The sequence below is a fragment of the Paenibacillus sp. GCM10027630 genome (assembly GCF_042676305.1).
In the GTDB taxonomy this organism is placed as follows: domain Bacteria; phylum Bacillota; class Bacilli; order Paenibacillales; family NBRC-103111; genus Paenibacillus_S.
Genome location: NZ_JBHTGY010000026.1, coordinates 94114 through 112761, shown reverse-complemented (window position 1 = coordinate 112761; position 18648 = coordinate 94114). Strand labels below are relative to the sequence as shown.

Annotated in this window: 13 protein-coding genes; 6 read left to right on the top strand and 7 right to left on the bottom strand. The window is 44.2% G+C overall.

Going from position 1 to position 18648, the window contains the following annotated elements; genetic code table 11:
• Positions 1-68: 68 nt before the first annotated feature.
• Complete coding sequence (locus ACFQ0C_RS12265; RefSeq protein WP_379367093.1) at positions 69-1844, bottom strand: glycoside hydrolase family 35 protein; 1776 nt, start codon at positions 1842-1844, stop codon at positions 69-71.
• Positions 1845-2158: 314 nt separating this feature from the next.
• Here ACFQ0C_RS12265 and ACFQ0C_RS12260 point away from each other — a divergent pair, with 314 nt between their 5' ends.
• The 5 genes from ACFQ0C_RS12260 (at position 2159) to ACFQ0C_RS12240 (ending at position 10176) form a co-directional block, all read left to right on the top strand.
• On the top strand, positions 2159-3469 hold the full coding sequence (locus tag ACFQ0C_RS12260; protein WP_379367091.1) for an ABC transporter substrate-binding protein: 1311 nt from the start codon (positions 2159-2161) through the stop codon (positions 3467-3469).
• 96 nt (positions 3470-3565) lie between these two features.
• On the top strand, positions 3566-4483 hold the full coding sequence (locus tag ACFQ0C_RS12255) for a carbohydrate ABC transporter permease (protein ID WP_379367088.1): 918 nt from the start codon (positions 3566-3568) through the stop codon (positions 4481-4483).
• Between the two features lie 19 nt (positions 4484-4502).
• Complete coding sequence (locus tag ACFQ0C_RS12250) at positions 4503-5366, top strand: carbohydrate ABC transporter permease (protein WP_379367086.1); 864 nt, start codon at positions 4503-4505, stop codon at positions 5364-5366.
• Positions 5367-5392: 26 nt separating this feature from the next.
• Positions 5393-6892 (top strand): sulfatase, encoded by a 1500-nt coding sequence (locus tag ACFQ0C_RS12245; protein ID WP_379367084.1) that lies wholly within the window; start codon positions 5393-5395, stop codon positions 6890-6892.
• Between the two features lie 203 nt (positions 6893-7095).
• On the top strand, positions 7096-10176 hold the full coding sequence (locus tag ACFQ0C_RS12240) for an S-layer homology domain-containing protein (protein WP_379367082.1): 3081 nt from the start codon (positions 7096-7098) through the stop codon (positions 10174-10176).
• 140 nt (positions 10177-10316) lie between these two features.
• Here the strand turns inward: ACFQ0C_RS12240 and ACFQ0C_RS12235 are convergent, their stop codons facing one another.
• From ACFQ0C_RS12235 to ACFQ0C_RS12220, 4 genes are all read right to left on the bottom strand, one after another.
• Positions 10317-11876 carry a response regulator transcription factor gene (locus ACFQ0C_RS12235; RefSeq protein WP_379367080.1) on the bottom strand — a complete coding sequence of 520 codons (1560 nt, stop codon included), beginning with the start codon at positions 11874-11876 and terminating at the stop codon, positions 10317-10319.
• A gap of 21 nt (positions 11877-11897) precedes the next feature.
• Positions 11898-13577 (bottom strand): cache domain-containing sensor histidine kinase, encoded by a 1680-nt coding sequence (locus ACFQ0C_RS12230; protein ID WP_379367078.1) that lies wholly within the window; start codon positions 13575-13577, stop codon positions 11898-11900.
• Between the two features lie 369 nt (positions 13578-13946).
• A complete protein-coding gene (locus tag ACFQ0C_RS12225) occupies positions 13947-14498 on the bottom strand; it encodes a class I SAM-dependent methyltransferase (protein ID WP_379367076.1) in 552 nt (183 codons plus the stop codon).
• 113 nt (positions 14499-14611) lie between these two features.
• Positions 14612-14935, bottom strand: coding sequence for a phosphoribosyl-ATP pyrophosphohydrolase (locus ACFQ0C_RS12220; protein ID WP_379367074.1), 324 nt, complete (start codon positions 14933-14935; stop codon positions 14612-14614).
• A gap of 481 nt (positions 14936-15416) precedes the next feature.
• Here ACFQ0C_RS12220 and ACFQ0C_RS12215 point away from each other — a divergent pair, with 481 nt between their 5' ends.
• Positions 15417-16187 (top strand): VCBS repeat-containing protein, encoded by a 771-nt coding sequence (locus ACFQ0C_RS12215; RefSeq protein ID WP_379367072.1) that lies wholly within the window; start codon positions 15417-15419, stop codon positions 16185-16187.
• A gap of 36 nt (positions 16188-16223) precedes the next feature.
• On the opposite strand, the gene ACFQ0C_RS12210 is transcribed toward ACFQ0C_RS12215, so the two are convergent.
• Both ACFQ0C_RS12210 and ACFQ0C_RS12205 read right to left on the bottom strand, forming a co-directional pair.
• Positions 16224-16502: a DUF2277 domain-containing protein gene (locus ACFQ0C_RS12210; RefSeq protein ID WP_379367070.1), complete on the bottom strand. Its 279-nt coding sequence runs from the start codon at positions 16500-16502 to the stop codon at positions 16224-16226.
• Positions 16503-17012: 510 nt separating this feature from the next.
• On the bottom strand, positions 17013-18407 hold the full coding sequence (locus tag ACFQ0C_RS12205; RefSeq protein WP_379367068.1) for a transposase: 1395 nt from the start codon (positions 18405-18407) through the stop codon (positions 17013-17015).
• Positions 18408-18648 lie beyond the last annotated feature (241 nt).

Below are 18648 nucleotides of genomic sequence, written 5' to 3'. Positions count from 1 at the left end.
ACTAATAGTATACGAATTGGCTGTATTTGGAAAGTATCTACACCCAGCAATCTGCTCAGCGGCTCATACTAAAACTCAGGCGTAATAGCTGCCTCTTTACCCAAATCGGGGACATCTATAAAAGCAACCTCAGCATGCTTGGAGCCATGCAGCTCAAAAAGAATTAATTCATTATCTCCATCACGCAGCAAGGGCCCTGGGACATACAATGTTTTTTGCGGTCCAACATTCCAGTATCTTCCGAGATTAAAGCCGTTTATAAAAGCTACACCTTTGCTCCAGCCTTCCAAGCTTAAAAAGGTATCCGCGATTTCTCCGACATGGAAGTTAGCCTTGTAGAATGCCGGACCGTCAATAGAATCGCCATCTGTAAGAACTTCAAATTGAAGCTGCTCCAGCTGCTCCATCGGCAGCGGATGCATGCTCCAGCCGAACTGGAACTGATTGTCCAAGCGAACGCCTTCGGTAATTCCTTTATAATCCTTCAATAATGGGCCGTAGTTAATTCTCCCCATATTTTCGACCAGAATATCAAGCCTTGCCCCTTCTTGCGGTACATCTATTTTCAATGGCTGAGGATTCCAACGCTCGACCACCCCAAGCTCCGTACCGTTCAGAAAGACCTGTGCCCGGTCATGAACCTCCTGCAAATGAAGCTCCTGTCCATTTCGGGGTCCACTCAACTGCGCCGTGTACAGGATGAAGCCATAAGATTGTCCCAGCTTCTCCATGGGTTCAGGGCATACACTATGTATGGCCTCAGAAATTTGATTCAACTGACAGAACAAATCAGCACGCCCGGTTACTTTTACAGTGCCATAGCTTTTCTTGGGCATAGGCTTGGGAAGCTCCAGCTGTCCAATATCCGCATACTTAGACAGGGTCTCTCTTATGGCATAATATTTGTCCGTCGGCTCGCCCCACTCGTTAAGCGGACTATCATAATCGTAGCTTGTGATAGTCGGTTCATAAGCTTTTATATGATTGGCTCCGTTAGTAAACCCGAAATTGGTACCGCCGTGGAACATATAAAAGTTGACGGAGGCACCCGCTTCCAGCATATCACCGAATACGTTGGCTGCGTCTATGGCATCACGAGTATGATGATCCTCTAGCCAATGATCGAACCAGCCATTCCAATATTCCATGCAAAACAACGGCTGTCCGGGGCGGTATTCTTGAAGCTTCGCAAAAGACTCTGCTGACTGGGAGCCAAAGTTAACGGTAGCCAGCACATTCTCAAGCGTTCCACCTTGAAGCATCTGGTCCGTAGGCCCATCGGAAGTGAACAGAAGCACATCGATTCCGCGCTGGAGGAGCCCTTGCCGGATATGCTCCAGGTAAGCCTTGTCGTTGCCGTAGCTGCCGTATTCATTCTCCACCTGAACAGCAATAACAGGTCCCCCGTTTGTACAGAGCAGTGGAACAAGCCTAGGAATCAACACGTCATAGTAAGCATCCACTTTGGACAGAAACAACGGATCAGAGCAGCGCAGCCGAATGTCCGGATATCTCAGCAGCCAGCCGGGCAAGCCCCCAAACTCCCATTCCGCACAAATATAAGGGCTGGGGCGAACGATAACGTGCAGACCAAGCTCCCCCGCCTTCTCGATAAAACGAACCAAATCCGCCATGCCCTCGAAGTAGAACTGCCCTTCCTCCGGTTCATGAAAATTCCATGGGACATAGGTCTCTACGGTATTAAACCCGCATGATTTCAGCTTAAGAAGCCTGTCCTCCCAATAGGCCGGAACCACACGAAAGTAATGCACCGCTCCAGACAAAATACGTATCTGCTCGCCATTATAAGTGAAACGGTCTCCTTCTACGTCAAATATAGCCATGTATGTCCCCTTCTCTCCTCCTGTGATTTTGGATTTTTCGCAATTCCATTATATACCAAGTCACAAGCTAAGTTATGACTTTATCTCCGCGCACCTAAATTTTTTAAGGTTTTATATGCATATTTTTTGATCTTTGAGCTTAGGAGCTTTTTATTATCGGGGTTTCTGGAAAAACTACTGTACAAGTAAAGGAATTACCTAAACTTCAATTCTTCCACCAAAAGAAAGCGTTCTCTATAATAATGGAGTAAGCAATGGTTACCGTTACAGAAGCAGAGGTACCATTATAAAGCGAAAAGGGGAGGTTGTATAAAGTGAATGTAAAAAAAGTATCCGCATTAACACTTAGTGCAGTCATGTTAGGGGGACTTCTGGCAGGTTGCAGCTCCAGTCCTGCGAATCAAACAGGATCAGGCAAGGAAAACGGAAGCAAAGAGCCGGTTAAATTGACGTTCTGGTTTCCAGGTGCAGATAAAGCAAATGATGAATATTTCAACAACGCTGCGAAGGAATTCGAGAAGCTGCATCCCAATGTTCAGATTGAAACGACCGTATTGCCCTCTGCTGCAGAAGATATTGATACCAAGCTAAACGCGGCAAAGCTTAGTGGGACGATGCCGGACATTTTCTCCGCCTACCTGGCTTTCATGGGATCAAGGGGAGCCAAAGGTGACTTTGCCCCATTGGATGCTTATATCAGCAAGTGGGATGAGAAGGCCGATGTTATGGAAAGCGCGATGACCGCAGGTAAGTATCAGGATAAAACATTGGGTCTCGGTTTCTTCCCGGCACCGGAAATTCTGACTTACCGTAAGGATTATTTTCAAGAAGCAGGCTTGGATCCTAACAAACCGCCGGCAACTTGGGAAGAATTGGCGAGTTACGCTGAGAAATTGACCAAGAAGGATGCTAACGGTAACGTCACTCGCGCCGGCTTTGATATTCCTTATACTTCCGCGGATGTGTTTGTAGAGCCCTTTTTACGTCAAAATGGCGCAAAGTTAATTGATGAACAGCAAAGTGTGCCCGTTCTGAACGACAGCAAAGCGATCGAAGGCTTGAAGTTTTTGGTCGATTTGGACAGTAAAAAAGTAAGTATCCCATACAATTACCAGAAAAAGGATGAAATACCTTTTATAAGCGGTAAATCTGCGATGTCCTTTTTGCAAACCAGTGGAATTAGCAATCTCATCAAAAACAATCCTGATCTTAAGGACAAGCTAGGTTTTGCCCCTGTGCTAAAGAAGGAAGCTAAAGTCGCTTTCAACGGCTACCGCCTGTTTACGATCGGAAACACGAGCAAGCATAAGGACGAAGCCTTCGAATTTATTAAATTTATGATGTCCAACGATCAAGTATGGAAGCGATATAAGGATTTGAAAATCCCCGTTGTGAAAAAATCGCTGGAAAAACAATTTACTGACGAGGACCCAGCCTTTAACAGTGTTTTATTGGATTATGTGAAGAACGGTAAAGGAAAGCCTGTTGTCCCATGGTTAACTCTATACAACAAATACATTATCCAGTCTTATGAGGAAGCGATGAGCAAGAAGAAATCTCCAGAGCAAGCTCTGAAAGATGCCCAAGAGAATGTTGAAAAAGAGCTGAAAAATATTAGCAAATAAGGGTACGGTCAATCAGGTTTGTAGAGATTGCAGCTTATAAGCTCTACAAACCTGATTCTTAAGATATCGAGATTTTTGGCTGGAAGGAGAACCACAATGAATGCAAGCACAGTACCCCATGAAGCGGCAGCAAGCAGTAAATTGAAAAAACAGCAGCTAGACCGTGATCCGATTGGTTATGCGCTAATTGCTCCATTTTATTTATTTTTGCTTATCTTCGTCCTGCTTCCCATTCTGATGAACATCTATTTAAGCTTTACCAATTATGACATGAACCGTATGGATTTTATTGGGCTCAAAAACTATAGAGTGTTATGGGACGATACCTTTTTCTGGATATCTCTCAAAAATACGGTGATATACACTTTTTTTACACTCTTCTTTACTCTTGCTCTTGGTTTGATTTTTGCGGGACTATTAAATAACAAATTAATTGGCCTTTCCTTTTTCAGAACGGGATTCTTCACGCCTCATGTGACCTCCATGGTTGCTGTATCCATGATCTGGCTGTGGATTTATGAACCGTCTCGCGGTATAGCTAATACCGTTCTAGGCGTTTTTCATCTTCAAGGAAAACAATGGCTCTATGACGCGAACTGGGCGATGGTTGCCCTTATTATTATGGGAATATGGAAATTTGTAGGCTACAACATGGTCATCTATTTGGCCGGGTTACAAGGTGTTCCGCGCGACTTGTATGAGGCGGCTTCTGTAGATGGTGCCCATACAATGCACAAGTTTTTTTACATCACGATACCTATGCTGAAACCAATCACTTTTTTTCTATTGATTACAGGCTTAATTAACAATTTCAACGTATTTGAACAAATTAAAATTTTGACCAACGGCGGTCCGATGAATTCTACGACAACCATTGTTCATCAAATATATAACCGTGCATTCGGTGAATTCCAGTTAGGCTACTCGTCTGCTATGGCAACGGTTTTGCTGGCGATTATTGCGGTTATTACCATCGTCAATTTCAAATATGGCCAAGGTAATGACATTGATTAAATAAGGTGGTTGATACGATATGGAAGATACGAAATCCAGGCTAGGGCTTTCTGTAATTGTACTAACCTGCTCTTTACTCATGCTTTTCCCCTTTATATTGATGGTTTTGACATCGCTGAAAACGATGGGGGATATAATGGCTCCACAGTTTATTTTTTTCCCGGAAACATGGGTTTGGCATAATTATGTCGAGGCTATGAGCAGGGGCAACTGGGGAACATACTTTTTTAACTCCGTGTTTGTGACGGTAATTACTGTCATTGTAAGCTTATTGCTTAACTCTATTGCCGGCTATAGCTTTGGCAGATTGAACTTTAAGGGCAGGGATATCCTGTTCTTGATTTCCTTGATAGGTTTAATGATTCCTCCTCAGGTGACTATGATTCCGGTGTTCCTGATTCTGAAGCATATTCCTCTTGCGGGTGGCAATGATCTGTTCGGGCAAGGCGGATTAGGCTGGATTAATTCCTATATGGGCTTAATTGCTCCTTACGTTGCAGGCTCCTTCGGGGTGTTTTTGTTCAGGCAATTTTATCTTGGCTTTCCTAAAGAACTGGATGATGCTGCGAAAATTGACGGTTTAACTCGTGTTCAAACATTTTTGTACATTTATGTGCCTGTCAGCAAGCCGATCTTTGCAACCCTCGTTGCTTTAAAGGCTACCCAATCCTGGAATGAATATACATGGCCCCTCATTGTTACCAATGCGGATGAGATGAAAACCGTTCAGCTCGCCTTAACGATGTTCCGTGATGAAACCCAGGTACAATGGAATCTTCTTATGTCGGCAACGACGCTAATCATTTTACCGCTATTAATTCTATTCTTGTTTACGCAAAAGTACTTTGTTGAAGGTATTGTCACTTCGGGAATCAAAGGCTAATTACGTAGAAAAAAGGAGAAAGCATAATGAAAGCAATCGTATTGCTCCTGGACTCGGTCAACCGGCATTATCTTAACGCTTATGGCGCATCAGGCATCGCAACGCCCAATTTGGACAGGCTGGCGGAGAAATCGGCTATTTTCACCAATCATTGGTCGGGCTCATTGCCTTGTATGCCTGCGCGCAGGGACATGCTGACGGGACGACTCGGATTTCTGGAACGCAATTGGGGGCCGATAGAGCCATTTGATCATACTTTACCGCAGGTACTGCGGGATAATGGAGTATTTTCGCATATTGCAACAGATCATTACCATTATTTCCGTGTAGGCGGAGAGAATTATTGCCAACAGTTCAATACTTGGGATTTCATCCGTGGTCAAGAGCTGGATTCATGGGTTTCCAGAGTCAGCCCGCCCGAGAAACCGGAACAGATCGGCAAATTTATGCCGCAATATGCGCTCAATAGAACAAAGTTTCATACTGAGGAAGACTATTCCTCACCGAAAACGATCCAATCTGCATTGAATTGGCTTGAGGATAATCGAGAGGAAGATCATTATCTTCTATGGGTGGAGGCATTCGATCCACATGAGCCGTTCGACTTACCGGACAGCGAACTCGATGATTACGAGGACGATTACGAAGGTCCGTCCTACTACTGGCCGGAGTATGGACAGGTGAATGTCCCGGACGATGCACTGAAGCATATACGGAAGCGTTATGCTGCATTGCTGACCATGACGGACCGTTCAGTCGGCAAGCTGCTCGATACGATGGATCAACAGGGGTTGTGGGAGGACACCCTGTTAATTTTCACCTCTGATCATGGATATTTGCTCGGTGAGCATAATTTTATGGCCAAAAATATTATGCCTGCGTACAACGAAATTGCCCATATTCCTCTTATGGTTCATATGCCGGGAAGCAAGTATGCTGGAAAACGGATCGATGCGTTGACGCAAAACATCGATGTGTTCCCAACCTTGCTGGAGCACTTCGGAGTGGATCCAGGCTGCTGCCGGAACAAGCTGCATGGCAAATCATGGCTGCCCTTGATACGCGGTGAAACTTCTGCCATCAGGGACTGCGCTCTATACGGCTATTTCGGGAAAAACGTTAATATCACTGACGGATCCTACACCTACTTCAGAGCTTCGGCACAGGAAGACAATTCACCGATCCATCTGTACACGGCTATGCCAACAACGATAGGCCATTATTACGGATTAGATCATATTATTGATCCCAGTCGCATCGAAACAGGTCCATTTCTGAAATGGACAGATTTTCCCGTGTACAAAATACCGGGGGATAATGTGCGAATGAAGGATCAAACACAGTCCTTTCATGTCAACAGTACGTTTATAAGAGAGCATCTGCTCTTCCATAATATAGACGATTATGGACAGAATCATCCAGTTCACGATAAAACGGTGGAGTTGAGGATGTTAGAGCTGCTGCGCAAAGCATTAGAGGATCATGACTCACCCGATGAGCAGTATTTGCGTTTAGGTCTGGAATAGCACCGATAGGTATGTCTCGATACAAATAACAAGCAGAGAGACATACCTGTCGTTAACTATAAGAAAAGCTTCTGATCGAAGCCCTTTCGAGGAAGATACATTCGTGACTAAGTTGTAGCTTTTCTTGCAATATCAGACTTGTTCAGCTCTGCTGAAAACTTATAAAGTCTGATATTATAAATAAAACTTTAGGGAGGTCAACAATGCAATCATTCAATAAAAATGTAAGCGGATTCACCAGTTTGTTATTATGTGCATCCATGTTCGTAGGAGGCGTGATGACTCCTCAAGCTGTCGCTGCTGCTGAAGCGTCGACCACGAAAATCACGGTAGAAGCTAGTAATGTGCTTCATTCTATCAAACCTGGCCTGTTCGGCGTCAACCATCGCTATTTTGTCAATGGAGTCGGCATGTGGGATCCTGTTACTAAAAGTGTTTATGCCGAGTTTGACAAGAAACTAGCCGATATCGGTTTGAAATCCCTTCGGTATCCGGGTGGGACAACAGCTAACCTTTTTTGGTGGAAACGCTCCATAGGACCTGTTGATCAAAGATTGAATGAGGTCAACCCTTATTTAGGCAACGGCCCGGAGAAAGCCAATTTTGGCTTGGATGAAGCTATGCGTTATTCTGAAAAGCATGGCTTCGATACGCCCTATGTCTATAATGTAGGGAACGGGAACCCGCAGGATGCCGCCGAGCTCGTAGAGTATTTGAATTCTCCTGCCGACGCTGCACATCCGTGGGCGATGAAGCGGGCCGAGAATGGACATCCGGCGCCTTATAACATCAAAACTTTCGAATTGGGAAATGAGATTAATTTTTTTGGTCAAAATTATTGGATGTCAGGACAAATCGTATCCCAGGATCCCGCAGTGCTTGCTCTTAACAGCAATTCCGATCTAAAGACGGCCTATTTATATGCCAATGGCGGTACGGTCAAATTTACCCAGCAAAAGACGGGGTTAATCGATGATTGGAGAGAAGCAGACCCGACGGATGCTTCCAAAAGCAACGGCAAACCAAACCAAGTGAAGTATGCCAAATACGCTCCGATTGATTCGGGATCACAGGTAGAGGTATCCATTGGCAATAACATGTATAACCCTGCTACAGGCAAAAATGACCTCTGGCAAGCACAGAATTGGACTCAAGTATCCAATCTATCAGTGACCGGAGCAACCTATTCGTTTGAACTGGATTATACTACCGGCGCGATCAAGTTTGGAGACGGCACCCATGGCAATATCCCTGCTGCCGGCAAAGAAATTAAAGTTAGCTATCAGACAACACACGCTGGAGTTGGTGAATATTATGCCAAAATGAAAGCGGTAGACCCGACAATCAAGATTTACAGCTCCATGGACCAGAGCTATGCTATAGCTGCACTTGGCAAAACGGTTCCTTACGACGGAATTGTCATACATCCTTACGTCGGGTTAAAAAAGGAGCCGGTGGTTGGCTTATCAATGACTACTCCTTATGATCCAAATAACGTTGCCAAGTACCACTATGCCACTATGTTGGATTCGGAAGCAAGGGTTCAAGAAGTTAAAGAGATCGCACACTCATCCGCTACAGCATCAGGGCGCAATATCAAGCCAATTGTAACGGAATACGGTCAGCATGATGGTGAGTTTAAGACCTATCAGGAGAATGGCGTAACCAAAACCGCCCTTTTATATGAGGGGTCCTTGGGAGCTACTCTGCAAACCGCCAATATGCTCATGCATTTTATCGATATGGATTTGGAATACGCTTTGAGGCATTCGCTGATTGACAGATGGTTCGAGAACAAGTCTGCCGTACCTATGGCATTATTTGACACGTATACGTTTTTACCTTCAGCTTCCGCTTACATGTACAAAATGTTTACGCATATGAGCGGTGCAAACCAAGTGAAATCGACCATCGATAATAATCCGGTAAGAACGGTCAATATTGACAACCAGGATCAAAATATTAACAAATTGATGACGGTAGCTTCCAGAACCGATAATGATCTGTATATGATTGTTCTGAATCAAGACGCAACCGATGCAGTAACTTCCGCTGTGGAACTATCCGGTTATAAAGCACAGTCGGCTGAAGTATGGACCTTGAACTCGGATAAGCTTGAAGACATCAACACCAACGAAAAGCCGAATACAGTGGACATTGACACGAGTGTGCTTGCTATCAACTCGAATACTTTTAACTACACGTATCCTGCTCATTCGATCACTGCTTTTAAGTTTACAGCTGCACAATCCACCGGCTCCCACTCGTCTTCACGTGGAGGTGGCGGTGGCGGTGCATCGGTGAATGCGCAACCTTCAAACAGCATATTGATAGCTGCCGGGGCTTCAGGTAAAGTCAGCTTAGGGGATGAAGCATCGGTTGTGATTCCTGAAGGAGCTCTCAGCGAAGCAGCTCAAATCAGCATTCAAAAGCTTGAACTGACGGACAGCTTGAAAACCGATAAGATGAAGCTGATCAGTCCTATTTTCGAAATTTTAAAGAATATCAATGGTAATTTTAAAAATCCGGTTACTCTTACGCTACAGTTGGATGCTGCCTTATTAGGAGATCATCTGGCTTCCATCTTCTATTATGACGAGTCTGCAAAGAAATGGGTGGAAGTAGGCGGTACCGTTAGCGGCACTACCATTACGGCAACCGTAGACCACTTTACCAAATTTGCAGTTTTTGCTAAGAATAAACAAGCGTCCAAGCCTGAAGATAAGTCAAATCCATCGGAAAGTATGAATTGGAAGGATATTAAAGGGCACTGGGCACAAGCACAGATTGAGGATGGAGCAAGCAAGGGAATCATTAACGGTTATAGCGATGGCTCTTTCCTGCCGGATCGCATGATTAGCCGAGCGGAGTTTACGCTAATGATGTCCAGAGCCTTGCATTTGCAAGGAAAGGCAGAAAAGCTGGCTTTCTCTGATGCCAATCAGATTCCAAGCTGGGCGTTAGAGGGCGTCAGCAGCGCTGTTAATGCAGGTTGGATCGCTGGTTATGAAGATAACAGCTTCCGCCCCGACCAGCCGATCTCCCGAGCTGAGATAGTGGCCATAGTAGGCCGAGCATTGAAGCTGTCAGATAATAATCTGACTAAACCAAGCTTCGCCGATGATGCTGACATTCCTTCATGGGCCAAAGGCTATGTAGCAGCTGCAGCAGCAAAGGGAATCATTAATGGACGAAGCGCTAATCTCTTCGCGCCTAACGAAAGTGCGACTAGAGCAGAGGTTGTCGTCACTGTGCTTAGAATGCTTCAAGCTGCTCCACAGTAGCGGTAAGTGAAGGTAATAAGTCCTCCCTTTCCTCTCGACGCAAACGTAGGTGGGCTGCTCTAAGCTTTAAAAAGGACCTAGCGGGGTGATAACAAATCATCTCCCGCTAGGTTTTTATTATGCCGTCAGCAGGCTTTTCATTATTTATTGTACAATTTGCTATACTCGGAGGGCTTCATGCCGACTACCTTTTTGAATACTTGACCGAAGTAGCTCGGGTTTGAATAACCGATCGCTTGGCAAACCGTATAAATATTAGAGCTGGACTGCCTCAACAGTGCCTTCGCTTCATCAATTCGCAGGTTTATTAAGTAATTATTGAGAGTTTCCCCTGTTTGCAATTTAAATAACTGGCTTAGATAGCTTTTGTTAAGGTGAAATTGAAGCGCGATGGATTGGAGGGAAATATCCTCCCTGTAATGCTGATGAATGAAATAAATAATGGATTTTACCGTAGGACTGTAATTCCCATTCCGGCTATCCTTCAAAAACGTTTCAATTTCGCTCAATATATGTTTAAGCACCTGTAAACAATCGGTCACATTCCGGGTATTCTCGATCGATTTGAAAAAAGTGATCTTGCGCTTGTGAAGCTCATCGATCTCTAATCCCATCTCATCAAGTCTATGGATAATATAGTAGCAAACTTCAATAAATCCATTCCGTATGGCATAGGGGTCTATATAATTTTTATTTTGAATGCTGTCTGTAATGAACTGCTGCACCTTCTCGTAAATTCCTGAGAAGTCTTGTTTATCAATGTACTCGTTAAAGTTTTTAAACGGCAAATCCATGCTGGTTTTTAGCTCTGCAAGCTCAGCTTCCTTCATGACCGAACCTGAATTTAGGTAAAACCGGTAGGGGGAGAGGGACAGCAGCCTTTGATATACCGAAGGAATATCGCTGAATTCGGAAAACAGTTCGCTCACACATAGCCAGTACTGCACATCGTAGGCTGCAAGAACAGGAGCAATCAGATCCCTGTACTCGTCCTCTGGCGTGTTCATAATGACGATAAGCTGCAGCGGACTAACCGCAAAGCAGCAGCCCTTCTGTTGCTGCAGCAGCATGTCTTGCAGTTCGTTAACTAGAGTATTTGTGAATTCTCCCTCTTGGGAAGCATCCGAAGTAGAATCGGTTTCCGGAAGCTCAAGTTGAATCGATATTAAACGCATAGGCCCTGGCTGCAGCGGTAGTCTAAAAGCTATAATCTGTTCCAGGATCGCTTCATCGGTTTGGCTGGTCTCACACAGGAGGCTTTTAAAGAAGCTCTGCATGGACTTTTTCCTTATTTCGCTTTGAGTATCCTTAGCCAGCTCCTTATGATGCTTGTTCGCTTTGGCCTTTTCCATGGCGTTCACCAAGTCGGTATATTGCATCTTAGGCTTCAAAATATAGTCCAGCGCACCCAGCTGCAGCGTTTCCTTCACATATTCAAAATCATTATAGCTGCTTAACACTATGACCTGAATGTCCTTATATCTCTGCTTAAGGATTCGAGTCAATTCAATTCCATCCATTCCAGGCATGCGAATATCCGTCACAACAATGTCAGGCTGATAGCGTTCTACAAGCTCCAAAGCTTCAATTCCGTTGGACGCGTCACCAACGATTTCAAAGCCGTTTACAGACCAGTCCGTCATATGGATAAAGCCTTGGCGTAACAGCTTTTCATCGTCTACAATGATGACCTTATACATGTGCTTTCACCTCTTTTAATCTCATTGTACTTTTGGAAGGGTAAGGGTAACCGATGTCCCCATCCCAGGCTGGCTATTTATCGTTAAACCATATTGTAATCCGAAATTCAATTTCAATCGTTCATCGACGTTGCGAACTCCTATCCCGCTGAAGCGTGAGGAGGATTGATTGCCTGTTTCGTTAAAAATACGATCGATATCTTCCTCGCTCATTCCAACTCCGTTATCGATAATTTCAATTTTTATGCCGCCTCTGTATGACGATCCATACACCGAAATGGTGCCGGTTGTTTTATTCGGTTCGATCCCGTGGAAAATTGCATTTTCAATGATGGGCTGTAAGAGCAGCTTCGGCAGCTTGTATGGCATGAGCTGTTCATCTATTTTGTAATTCATCGTGATCGTTTGGGACGTTCGTATTTGTTGAATATAAATATAGTGATCGATATTATCGATTTCATCCTGGATGCTGATAAGCTCGTCACTACGGTTAATCGTTTGTTCGAGCAAATTGACGAGCGCGTTGATGGTAGGTTCGATTAGATGCGTTTTTTGGACCCAGACCAAACATTTAATAGAATTCAACGTATTGTACAAAAAATGGGGATTAATCTGCATTTGCAGTGCCTGCAGCTCAGCCACCCGCTTCTCTTCCTGATTTTTCACTAAATCGCCAATCGTCCGATCAAGTTTATTGATCATGTTATCGTATTCGGTGGTCAACAAATTAATCTCATTTACCGATGAGGGCGATTTGATAGATTCGGAATTTCCTTTTAGCAAATAGGTTTGAATCCGTCTCGATAATTTCCCAAGCGGCATGGCGATCGTTCGAGAAATGAACAAAGCAGCTGCCAAGGACAGCAGGACACAAATAAAAGCAATAAGAAACACTCTAGACTTCAACACATCGATGTCTTTGTAAATCGCGGCCATCGGGATCTTCTCGACAATGTACCAATCCACTCGGCTTATCTTTTTATATAAAGTGAGGTACTTCTCGTTGTTGATCGTGGAAATTTTGTAGCTCTCATCGTTATCAGATAACCATTGAACGTAAGGTTCACCTTCCATCTTTCCTCCAACCCGCTCTCTATTGCTGTGTGAGATGATGTTCAAGTTAGAATCCAGAATAAAAATTTCCTTCCCATTATTCAACAGGTTTTTATAAATATTATATAAGTTATTTTCGTTGACACTTAAGACGAATACCCCATAAGACTTGTTCGTATTAGCTGTCTGTAATAATTTAGCTGCTGTAAATACGTTAACTCCTTCATTGTTCTTCAAGAAGCTTTTGTGGGTGCTAAGCCATGTGATTCTATCAGGTACTTTAGCCAAATAGTCATTCCATTGATAGCCCAGAAGGCGGTCAGGATCTACGATATTGTTCTGATAGTTTTGAGTATAGATAAGCCCATTTTGACCGTTGAGAAAAGATTGGAAATTAAGCCAATCAAATGCAAAGGAATAACGCAGCATACTGTTCTCCACTTTGGCCTGATCTTGAAGCTGGTCGTAGATATTGCTATAAGTTTTGGTTAGCATCGACTCAAGCTCATCATTCATATTGTAGATGTTTACGATTGCACTGACTTGATCAAGAAGCACACTTATATTTTTGTCAATTTGCTCAAGTGTATCAATATTTGATTTGCTTACCTGCGCATCCAGCAGCTTCTCAGAAACTTTAAAAGACACGAGACCCACTACACTCATGGGAATAATACTAAGTAGAATAAAAGTTGCCAGGAGTCTGCCAAAAATGCTCTTGTTAAACGCAAAAAGTTTCCCCACCATGTTCTTCATTCCTTTATTAAATGATAGCGATTTCAATGGTTGGGAGTATTGTAGAACGAATTGCTCCACAACGCAAGCGTTTACCATAAGATACGAAAATTATTAGAAAAGCTTCTATTCGAAGAAGATACATTCGTGTCTTAGCGGTAGCTTTTCTTGCAATATCAGAATGGTTCAGCTCTGCTGAAAACTTAATTCTGATATTATTAGAAAAGCTTCTATTCGAAGCTCATTCGATGAAGATACAAAGGCAAGCTACCTTACTAGCTTTTAACCCGCCCCACGATCATTTCCCTCCATGGTATATACGTATACCTTGGTGCTGAATACATCTCCGCATGTGACTACTCTTTCCGGCCGCCAGCCGGGCAGTGCAAAACAAATGCTGACAATCCGCGCGTTCGGCGCCAGCCGTTCCCCAAGAATTACGCTAAGCCGCTTCATCGCGCCAGGGTACAAGTAGCACACAACAACATCCGCACTTTCATAAGGATAGTCGTAAATATCACCGCGGATGAAGGCAATAGGGTCACGTGTGACAGCCGAAGCTCCAGAGTCTCCGGATATTTTAGAAAAAGCCACCCTGACCCATGTTCTCGAAACCCACAACGGTACCGGCGAATTTTCAATCCCTATGATCCTCCAGCCCGGACAGTGCTGCATTAGATGCAGCGCAAGCGTTCCCCAGCCTGAGCCCGCTTCTACGATCGTGCCACGACCTGAGATTTGATTGATCTCGTTCGCTACCGCAAGGCGCGTTGGAGCCGAAGAAGGCATGGGTGATATTCCATTCCTCCAGCTCACATACACAATGGATACCATCGCCAGAAACACGACTCCTGCCACAAGGATAGATACGGTATCATAAATGTTGATCTTTGCCGCCTCCTCTCCGCGAGGATAATTTTATTAAATACACTTTATACGTATTCGAACTAATCCAATACCTCAACCAGGAAAACCCTTTTCGCAAAGCCGCCTCTTTCAGCTGCCTTCTTCATTCTCACAGACTCTGCTTGCTCAATACTTACTCCGTGAATGGACGCATAAGCATGAATAACCTCCAGCATGTCCGCCAGCTCTTCAGTTGCATCCTCAAGATTGTCTGCCTTCATATATTCTATAACTTCTTCATCTAATTTTTTGCGCAACTCTATTATGTAGTTATCATTATCCAAAATCTCGTAAATGCAGGATTCCCCTTTGGATTCGATTATTTGTGGAATTGCATCACGCACCAATTTTTTATACAACGGCATTAGTCCACCTCACCTCATAGTTACTAATGTATTTTAATTACATCTAAGAGGTTATCGAACGTGCATTCCCTTGTCAAGGGTCTTATTGCCTTCTTCATAAACCATACTCATGCGCTTTCAATACGCGTTCGGTTGGTGAACATTTGTTTGCTGCTCATGATATATCATCCCGTCTAATATATCTTCAAAACAAGATATTAATCTTCAAATCAAGATAATTTAATTAGAGATAAAGAAGGTGGCAAAGCCGCACTCCGATCCATTAAAAGATGATCCATCAGCCTCTCTTAAGTTATGAACTGCAAAGAAGAAATCATGGAAGCCTTTAAGGACATCCACCCATCCCGAAAAATGGTTCTAAACTTCAGCAGCCCAGCGCCGTAACAGGCACCAGGCTGTTTTAATAGCTTCAAAACACATTCCAATAGGCATCCGCATACGATGGAAAAACTCTACAAAATCGTAAACGGAGGTTCTTGCAATGAGCTGGCAATCTCAAGGATACCAACAAATGTATGGAAGAAATCCTATGTCAAACAATCTATTTTTACTGGATATGAAGCAAGCCGATGTAACTGGAGACGGAATACTTGATAACGTGTACTTATACGGCAATAAACCCGATGGACAATCAGGATTGTTTGCTGATCATATAACCCTCGTCATTCAAGATGGGCATTCCAAAATTAGAACAACGGTGAATCTTCCGAATAACGCCGGCTATAATGGCAGGCTGTTCCTCGGGGATTTTGACAAGGATAAAGTAGCCGACATATTAGTTACGATTGATTCCGGAGGTAGCGGAGGATACATTAGTTCTTATATTTATTCCTTCAGAAATAAGGTTCTGAGGAAGCTGTTCGATGTCGATGCATATAATAGTTACTATACGTTTAATGTGAATTATGAGGATAACTATAAGGTTAGTGTGGGGAGCCCTCGACTTGATGTGCTTTTTACCATAGATATAAGCAATAAAGGCTACGATTATTTATCTCAATATTACAACGATAACGGAAAGCTGAAAACTCCGACTAAGGGTGAGGTTCTTGCTCTGGGAGCGCTATATCCTATTGTGACAGATGAAAAAAGCATGAGCTATGATTTACTTGCATTGCAACGAATCATTGGTACATTTAATGCAGATACATTAGGCTATGTCGAAAACCTTTTGACATGGGGTGGCACTGCTTTTATTTCCTCACGATTGTCGGTGTCCATACTTCCTGCAAAGCTAATTTCACTTTATTAGGCATTAATTTTTCTCAGTATCGTCAGTAGTTCCAAGTTAATCCTCTGCAGATCCGAATCTTTTGGCAGATCTAATTCGGGCACGTTCGATCTCAACCTCACGGTTGCGAGGCTCGGCATTCGTTACTAGCGAGTCTAACAGGTTCTGAGCAACCACAGTGATCTCCTCAATAGCACGATTGAATGCTGCCTCATTTGCCTTCGAAGGTACGGTGAAACCTGTGAGCTTTCTCACAAATTGGAGCGATGCTGCCTGAATCTCGTTATCGGTAGCTGGAGGGTCGAAGTTGAACAGTGTTTTAATATTTCGGCACATAGCTTTCTCCTTTGGATAACCATTTTGGTATCCATTTTACTACACTCCAACCCGCCCTTCCAGTCAAAAGAATAAGCAGCACTTTGCGAGGTTAAAGCAAAGATGGTAGGAGATTCGGATAGGTCTCCCCAAATACGAAACGAGCCTTAGAAGCGATTCTAAAGGCTCGTTTTTTGGGGCTCAAAGCTCAAATCAGCGCATGACAAAGTCATTCGTTTCGGCTCCGTACCCGGCTCGACTCTAAATATGACTCTAGGAACGACAATGGCAGCAGCAAGCACAAGATATTATTCGATTCGAAGCCGTTGCCTACCCTAAAACCTGCAATTATACATCCTTTTAGGCGGCTAATCGTAGTATTCTTGAATTCATGCAAATGTGCATCTTTTTTCCATTATTAGCTGAAACGGGAGCCCATTGCATGAAAATTACTGTATTTTAAGTCAATTTCATAATTCAATTCTTTGAAAGTCAGTCTGAGCCCAAATCCATGGGCTCTTTTTTTAAAAATTATGCGACCTGCTTAGCTTCTTCCATACGTTTGTTCAAGCGATCAAGGGCGAGCTTGCATAAATTGTACGTCAAACAGCTCAAGTCCAGATCCACAAAGGACCGTTTCTTTAGCTTACGGCTGGAACCTAGTTCCGTATAAAGTTTTAAATAGGCAAATACCCTCTCGATGGCGGTTCGCTGCTTAAACAACTGGGCAAACTTTTCGCTGCCGCGCCCAGGTGCCGTGTACTTGCGAANGCACGTTGCACACGCCTTCGGTCTCGTGAATTTCACGGTGTCTCGCTTAGGATCGTAGCTATCGTAGACGTACGCATGCCCAGCCTTGCACACGGGGCGAAAATGCTCGTCGACACCATCTGGCACTTGGTTGCGATGAACCAGTGGAATCAGCGGAAAGGCCCCTACATCGCGGATTTGTCGGTAAACAGGTTCACTATCATAGCCTTTATCGCCGAGCACGTAATGGGCTTTCAACTGCGGAAACCGTTCCTTAAGTCGTTTCAGCAGCACAATTGCCGGCCGCTGGTCATTAACATGAGCCGAACAGTTCACGCCTGCAATAATGTATTGACTCTGGCAATCCACAAGCAGATTCACTTTGTAACCATGCCAAAATTTCACGCGTCCGCTGCCGCGAGGATCGCCTTTCGCCCCAGTACTCGGGTGCTGCGGCATATCGGCGATGAGCTCCTCATAGCTCGCGGGCAGCATCTTGGCGACCTCCCGTTCGAAATAACTGAGCGAGGCATTGTAGGCCTCGACTTCTGCACGCCAGGCAGCTTCTTCGGCTTTTGGCACACGCCCGCGTTTCCCGCGTTTAGGTTTCTCGGGCTTGGCTTTTTCCAGTTGGCCGCTGCCTTCATCCAGAAAAACCGGGTTACCATTTTCATCAGGTTCCGTCGGCGATGCTTGAGCCGATTTGTGCGCGTATAGTCGCGGGTTCCGGTCGAAGGCTTCAATATGCGAGGAATCCACGGCGAGCACATCACCTGTAAGGAATTCTTCGGCGATTGCCTGATCGACCAACTCTTCCTGAATGACACGCAAAATATCACATTGCGCGAGTTTCGTAATGAGCCGGGAGTAGGCCGATTCGCTCGGCACAGGGTCGGATCCCGTGAAGCGGCACCGTAACCGAAGTTCAAGACTGCTTTTGAGTTGGCGGACCAAATCTTTCACGTAACGGATACGCTCCATTTTGCTGATGACCAGAGAGTAGATCATGGCTCGGATGTTCAAGGTCTCGGGGCGGCCGCGGCGATAAATGCTGCTGATGGCATGCAGGATTTTCCCCATCGGAATTTGCTCCAAGACGAGATCGGCTTTGGAGGCAGGCGCCATTTTCATAATGGTATCGAAGGAAAACAGCTCTTCTTGTCGAATATGATACATAAGGAGTACTCCTTTCTTCTCTCGTGTTTGTTTGGTTGGGGAACCATAAACTTCGAGATTGTGGGGAGGTACTCCTTTTTTGTATGCGAAAAAAGCCAGTCGTAGCAAGGGGTTCGAATTATGAAATTGACTTTTTTTGCAGTTTATTCTTCTTAAACGCAAATTTCAGTAGAAAATAACTGTATATTCGCAGGAATTTATGTGGAGCGATGGTCGAAATTTGAGGCTGAGCCTTTTTTTA

What these genes read in the sequence shown, in the direction of transcription:
- ACFQ0C_RS12215 (WP_379367072.1), top strand. Translation starts at nt 15,417, where the DNA reads ATGAGCTGGCAATCTCAAGGATACCAACAAATGTATGGAAGAAATCCT.
- ACFQ0C_RS12220 (WP_379367074.1), bottom strand. Translation starts at nt 14,935, where the DNA reads ATGCCGTTGTATAAAAAATTGGTGCGTGATGCAATTCCACAAATAATC.
- ACFQ0C_RS12265 (WP_379367093.1), bottom strand. Translation starts at nt 1,844, where the DNA reads ATGGCTATATTTGACGTAGAAGGAGACCGTTTCACTTATAATGGCGAG.
- ACFQ0C_RS12210 (WP_379367070.1), bottom strand. Translation starts at nt 16,502, where the DNA reads ATGTGCCGAAATATTAAAACACTGTTCAACTTCGACCCTCCAGCTACC.
- ACFQ0C_RS12240 (WP_379367082.1), top strand. Translation starts at nt 7,096, where the DNA reads ATGCAATCATTCAATAAAAATGTAAGCGGATTCACCAGTTTGTTATTA.
- ACFQ0C_RS12245 (WP_379367084.1), top strand. Translation starts at nt 5,393, where the DNA reads ATGAAAGCAATCGTATTGCTCCTGGACTCGGTCAACCGGCATTATCTT.
- ACFQ0C_RS12225 (WP_379367076.1), bottom strand. Translation starts at nt 14,498, where the DNA reads ATGGTATCCATTGTGTATGTGAGCTGGAGGAATGGAATATCACCCATG.
- ACFQ0C_RS12255 (WP_379367088.1), top strand. Translation starts at nt 3,566, where the DNA reads ATGAATGCAAGCACAGTACCCCATGAAGCGGCAGCAAGCAGTAAATTG.
- ACFQ0C_RS12250 (WP_379367086.1), top strand. Translation starts at nt 4,503, where the DNA reads ATGGAAGATACGAAATCCAGGCTAGGGCTTTCTGTAATTGTACTAACC.
- ACFQ0C_RS12235 (WP_379367080.1), bottom strand. Translation starts at nt 11,876, where the DNA reads ATGTATAAGGTCATCATTGTAGACGATGAAAAGCTGTTACGCCAAGGC.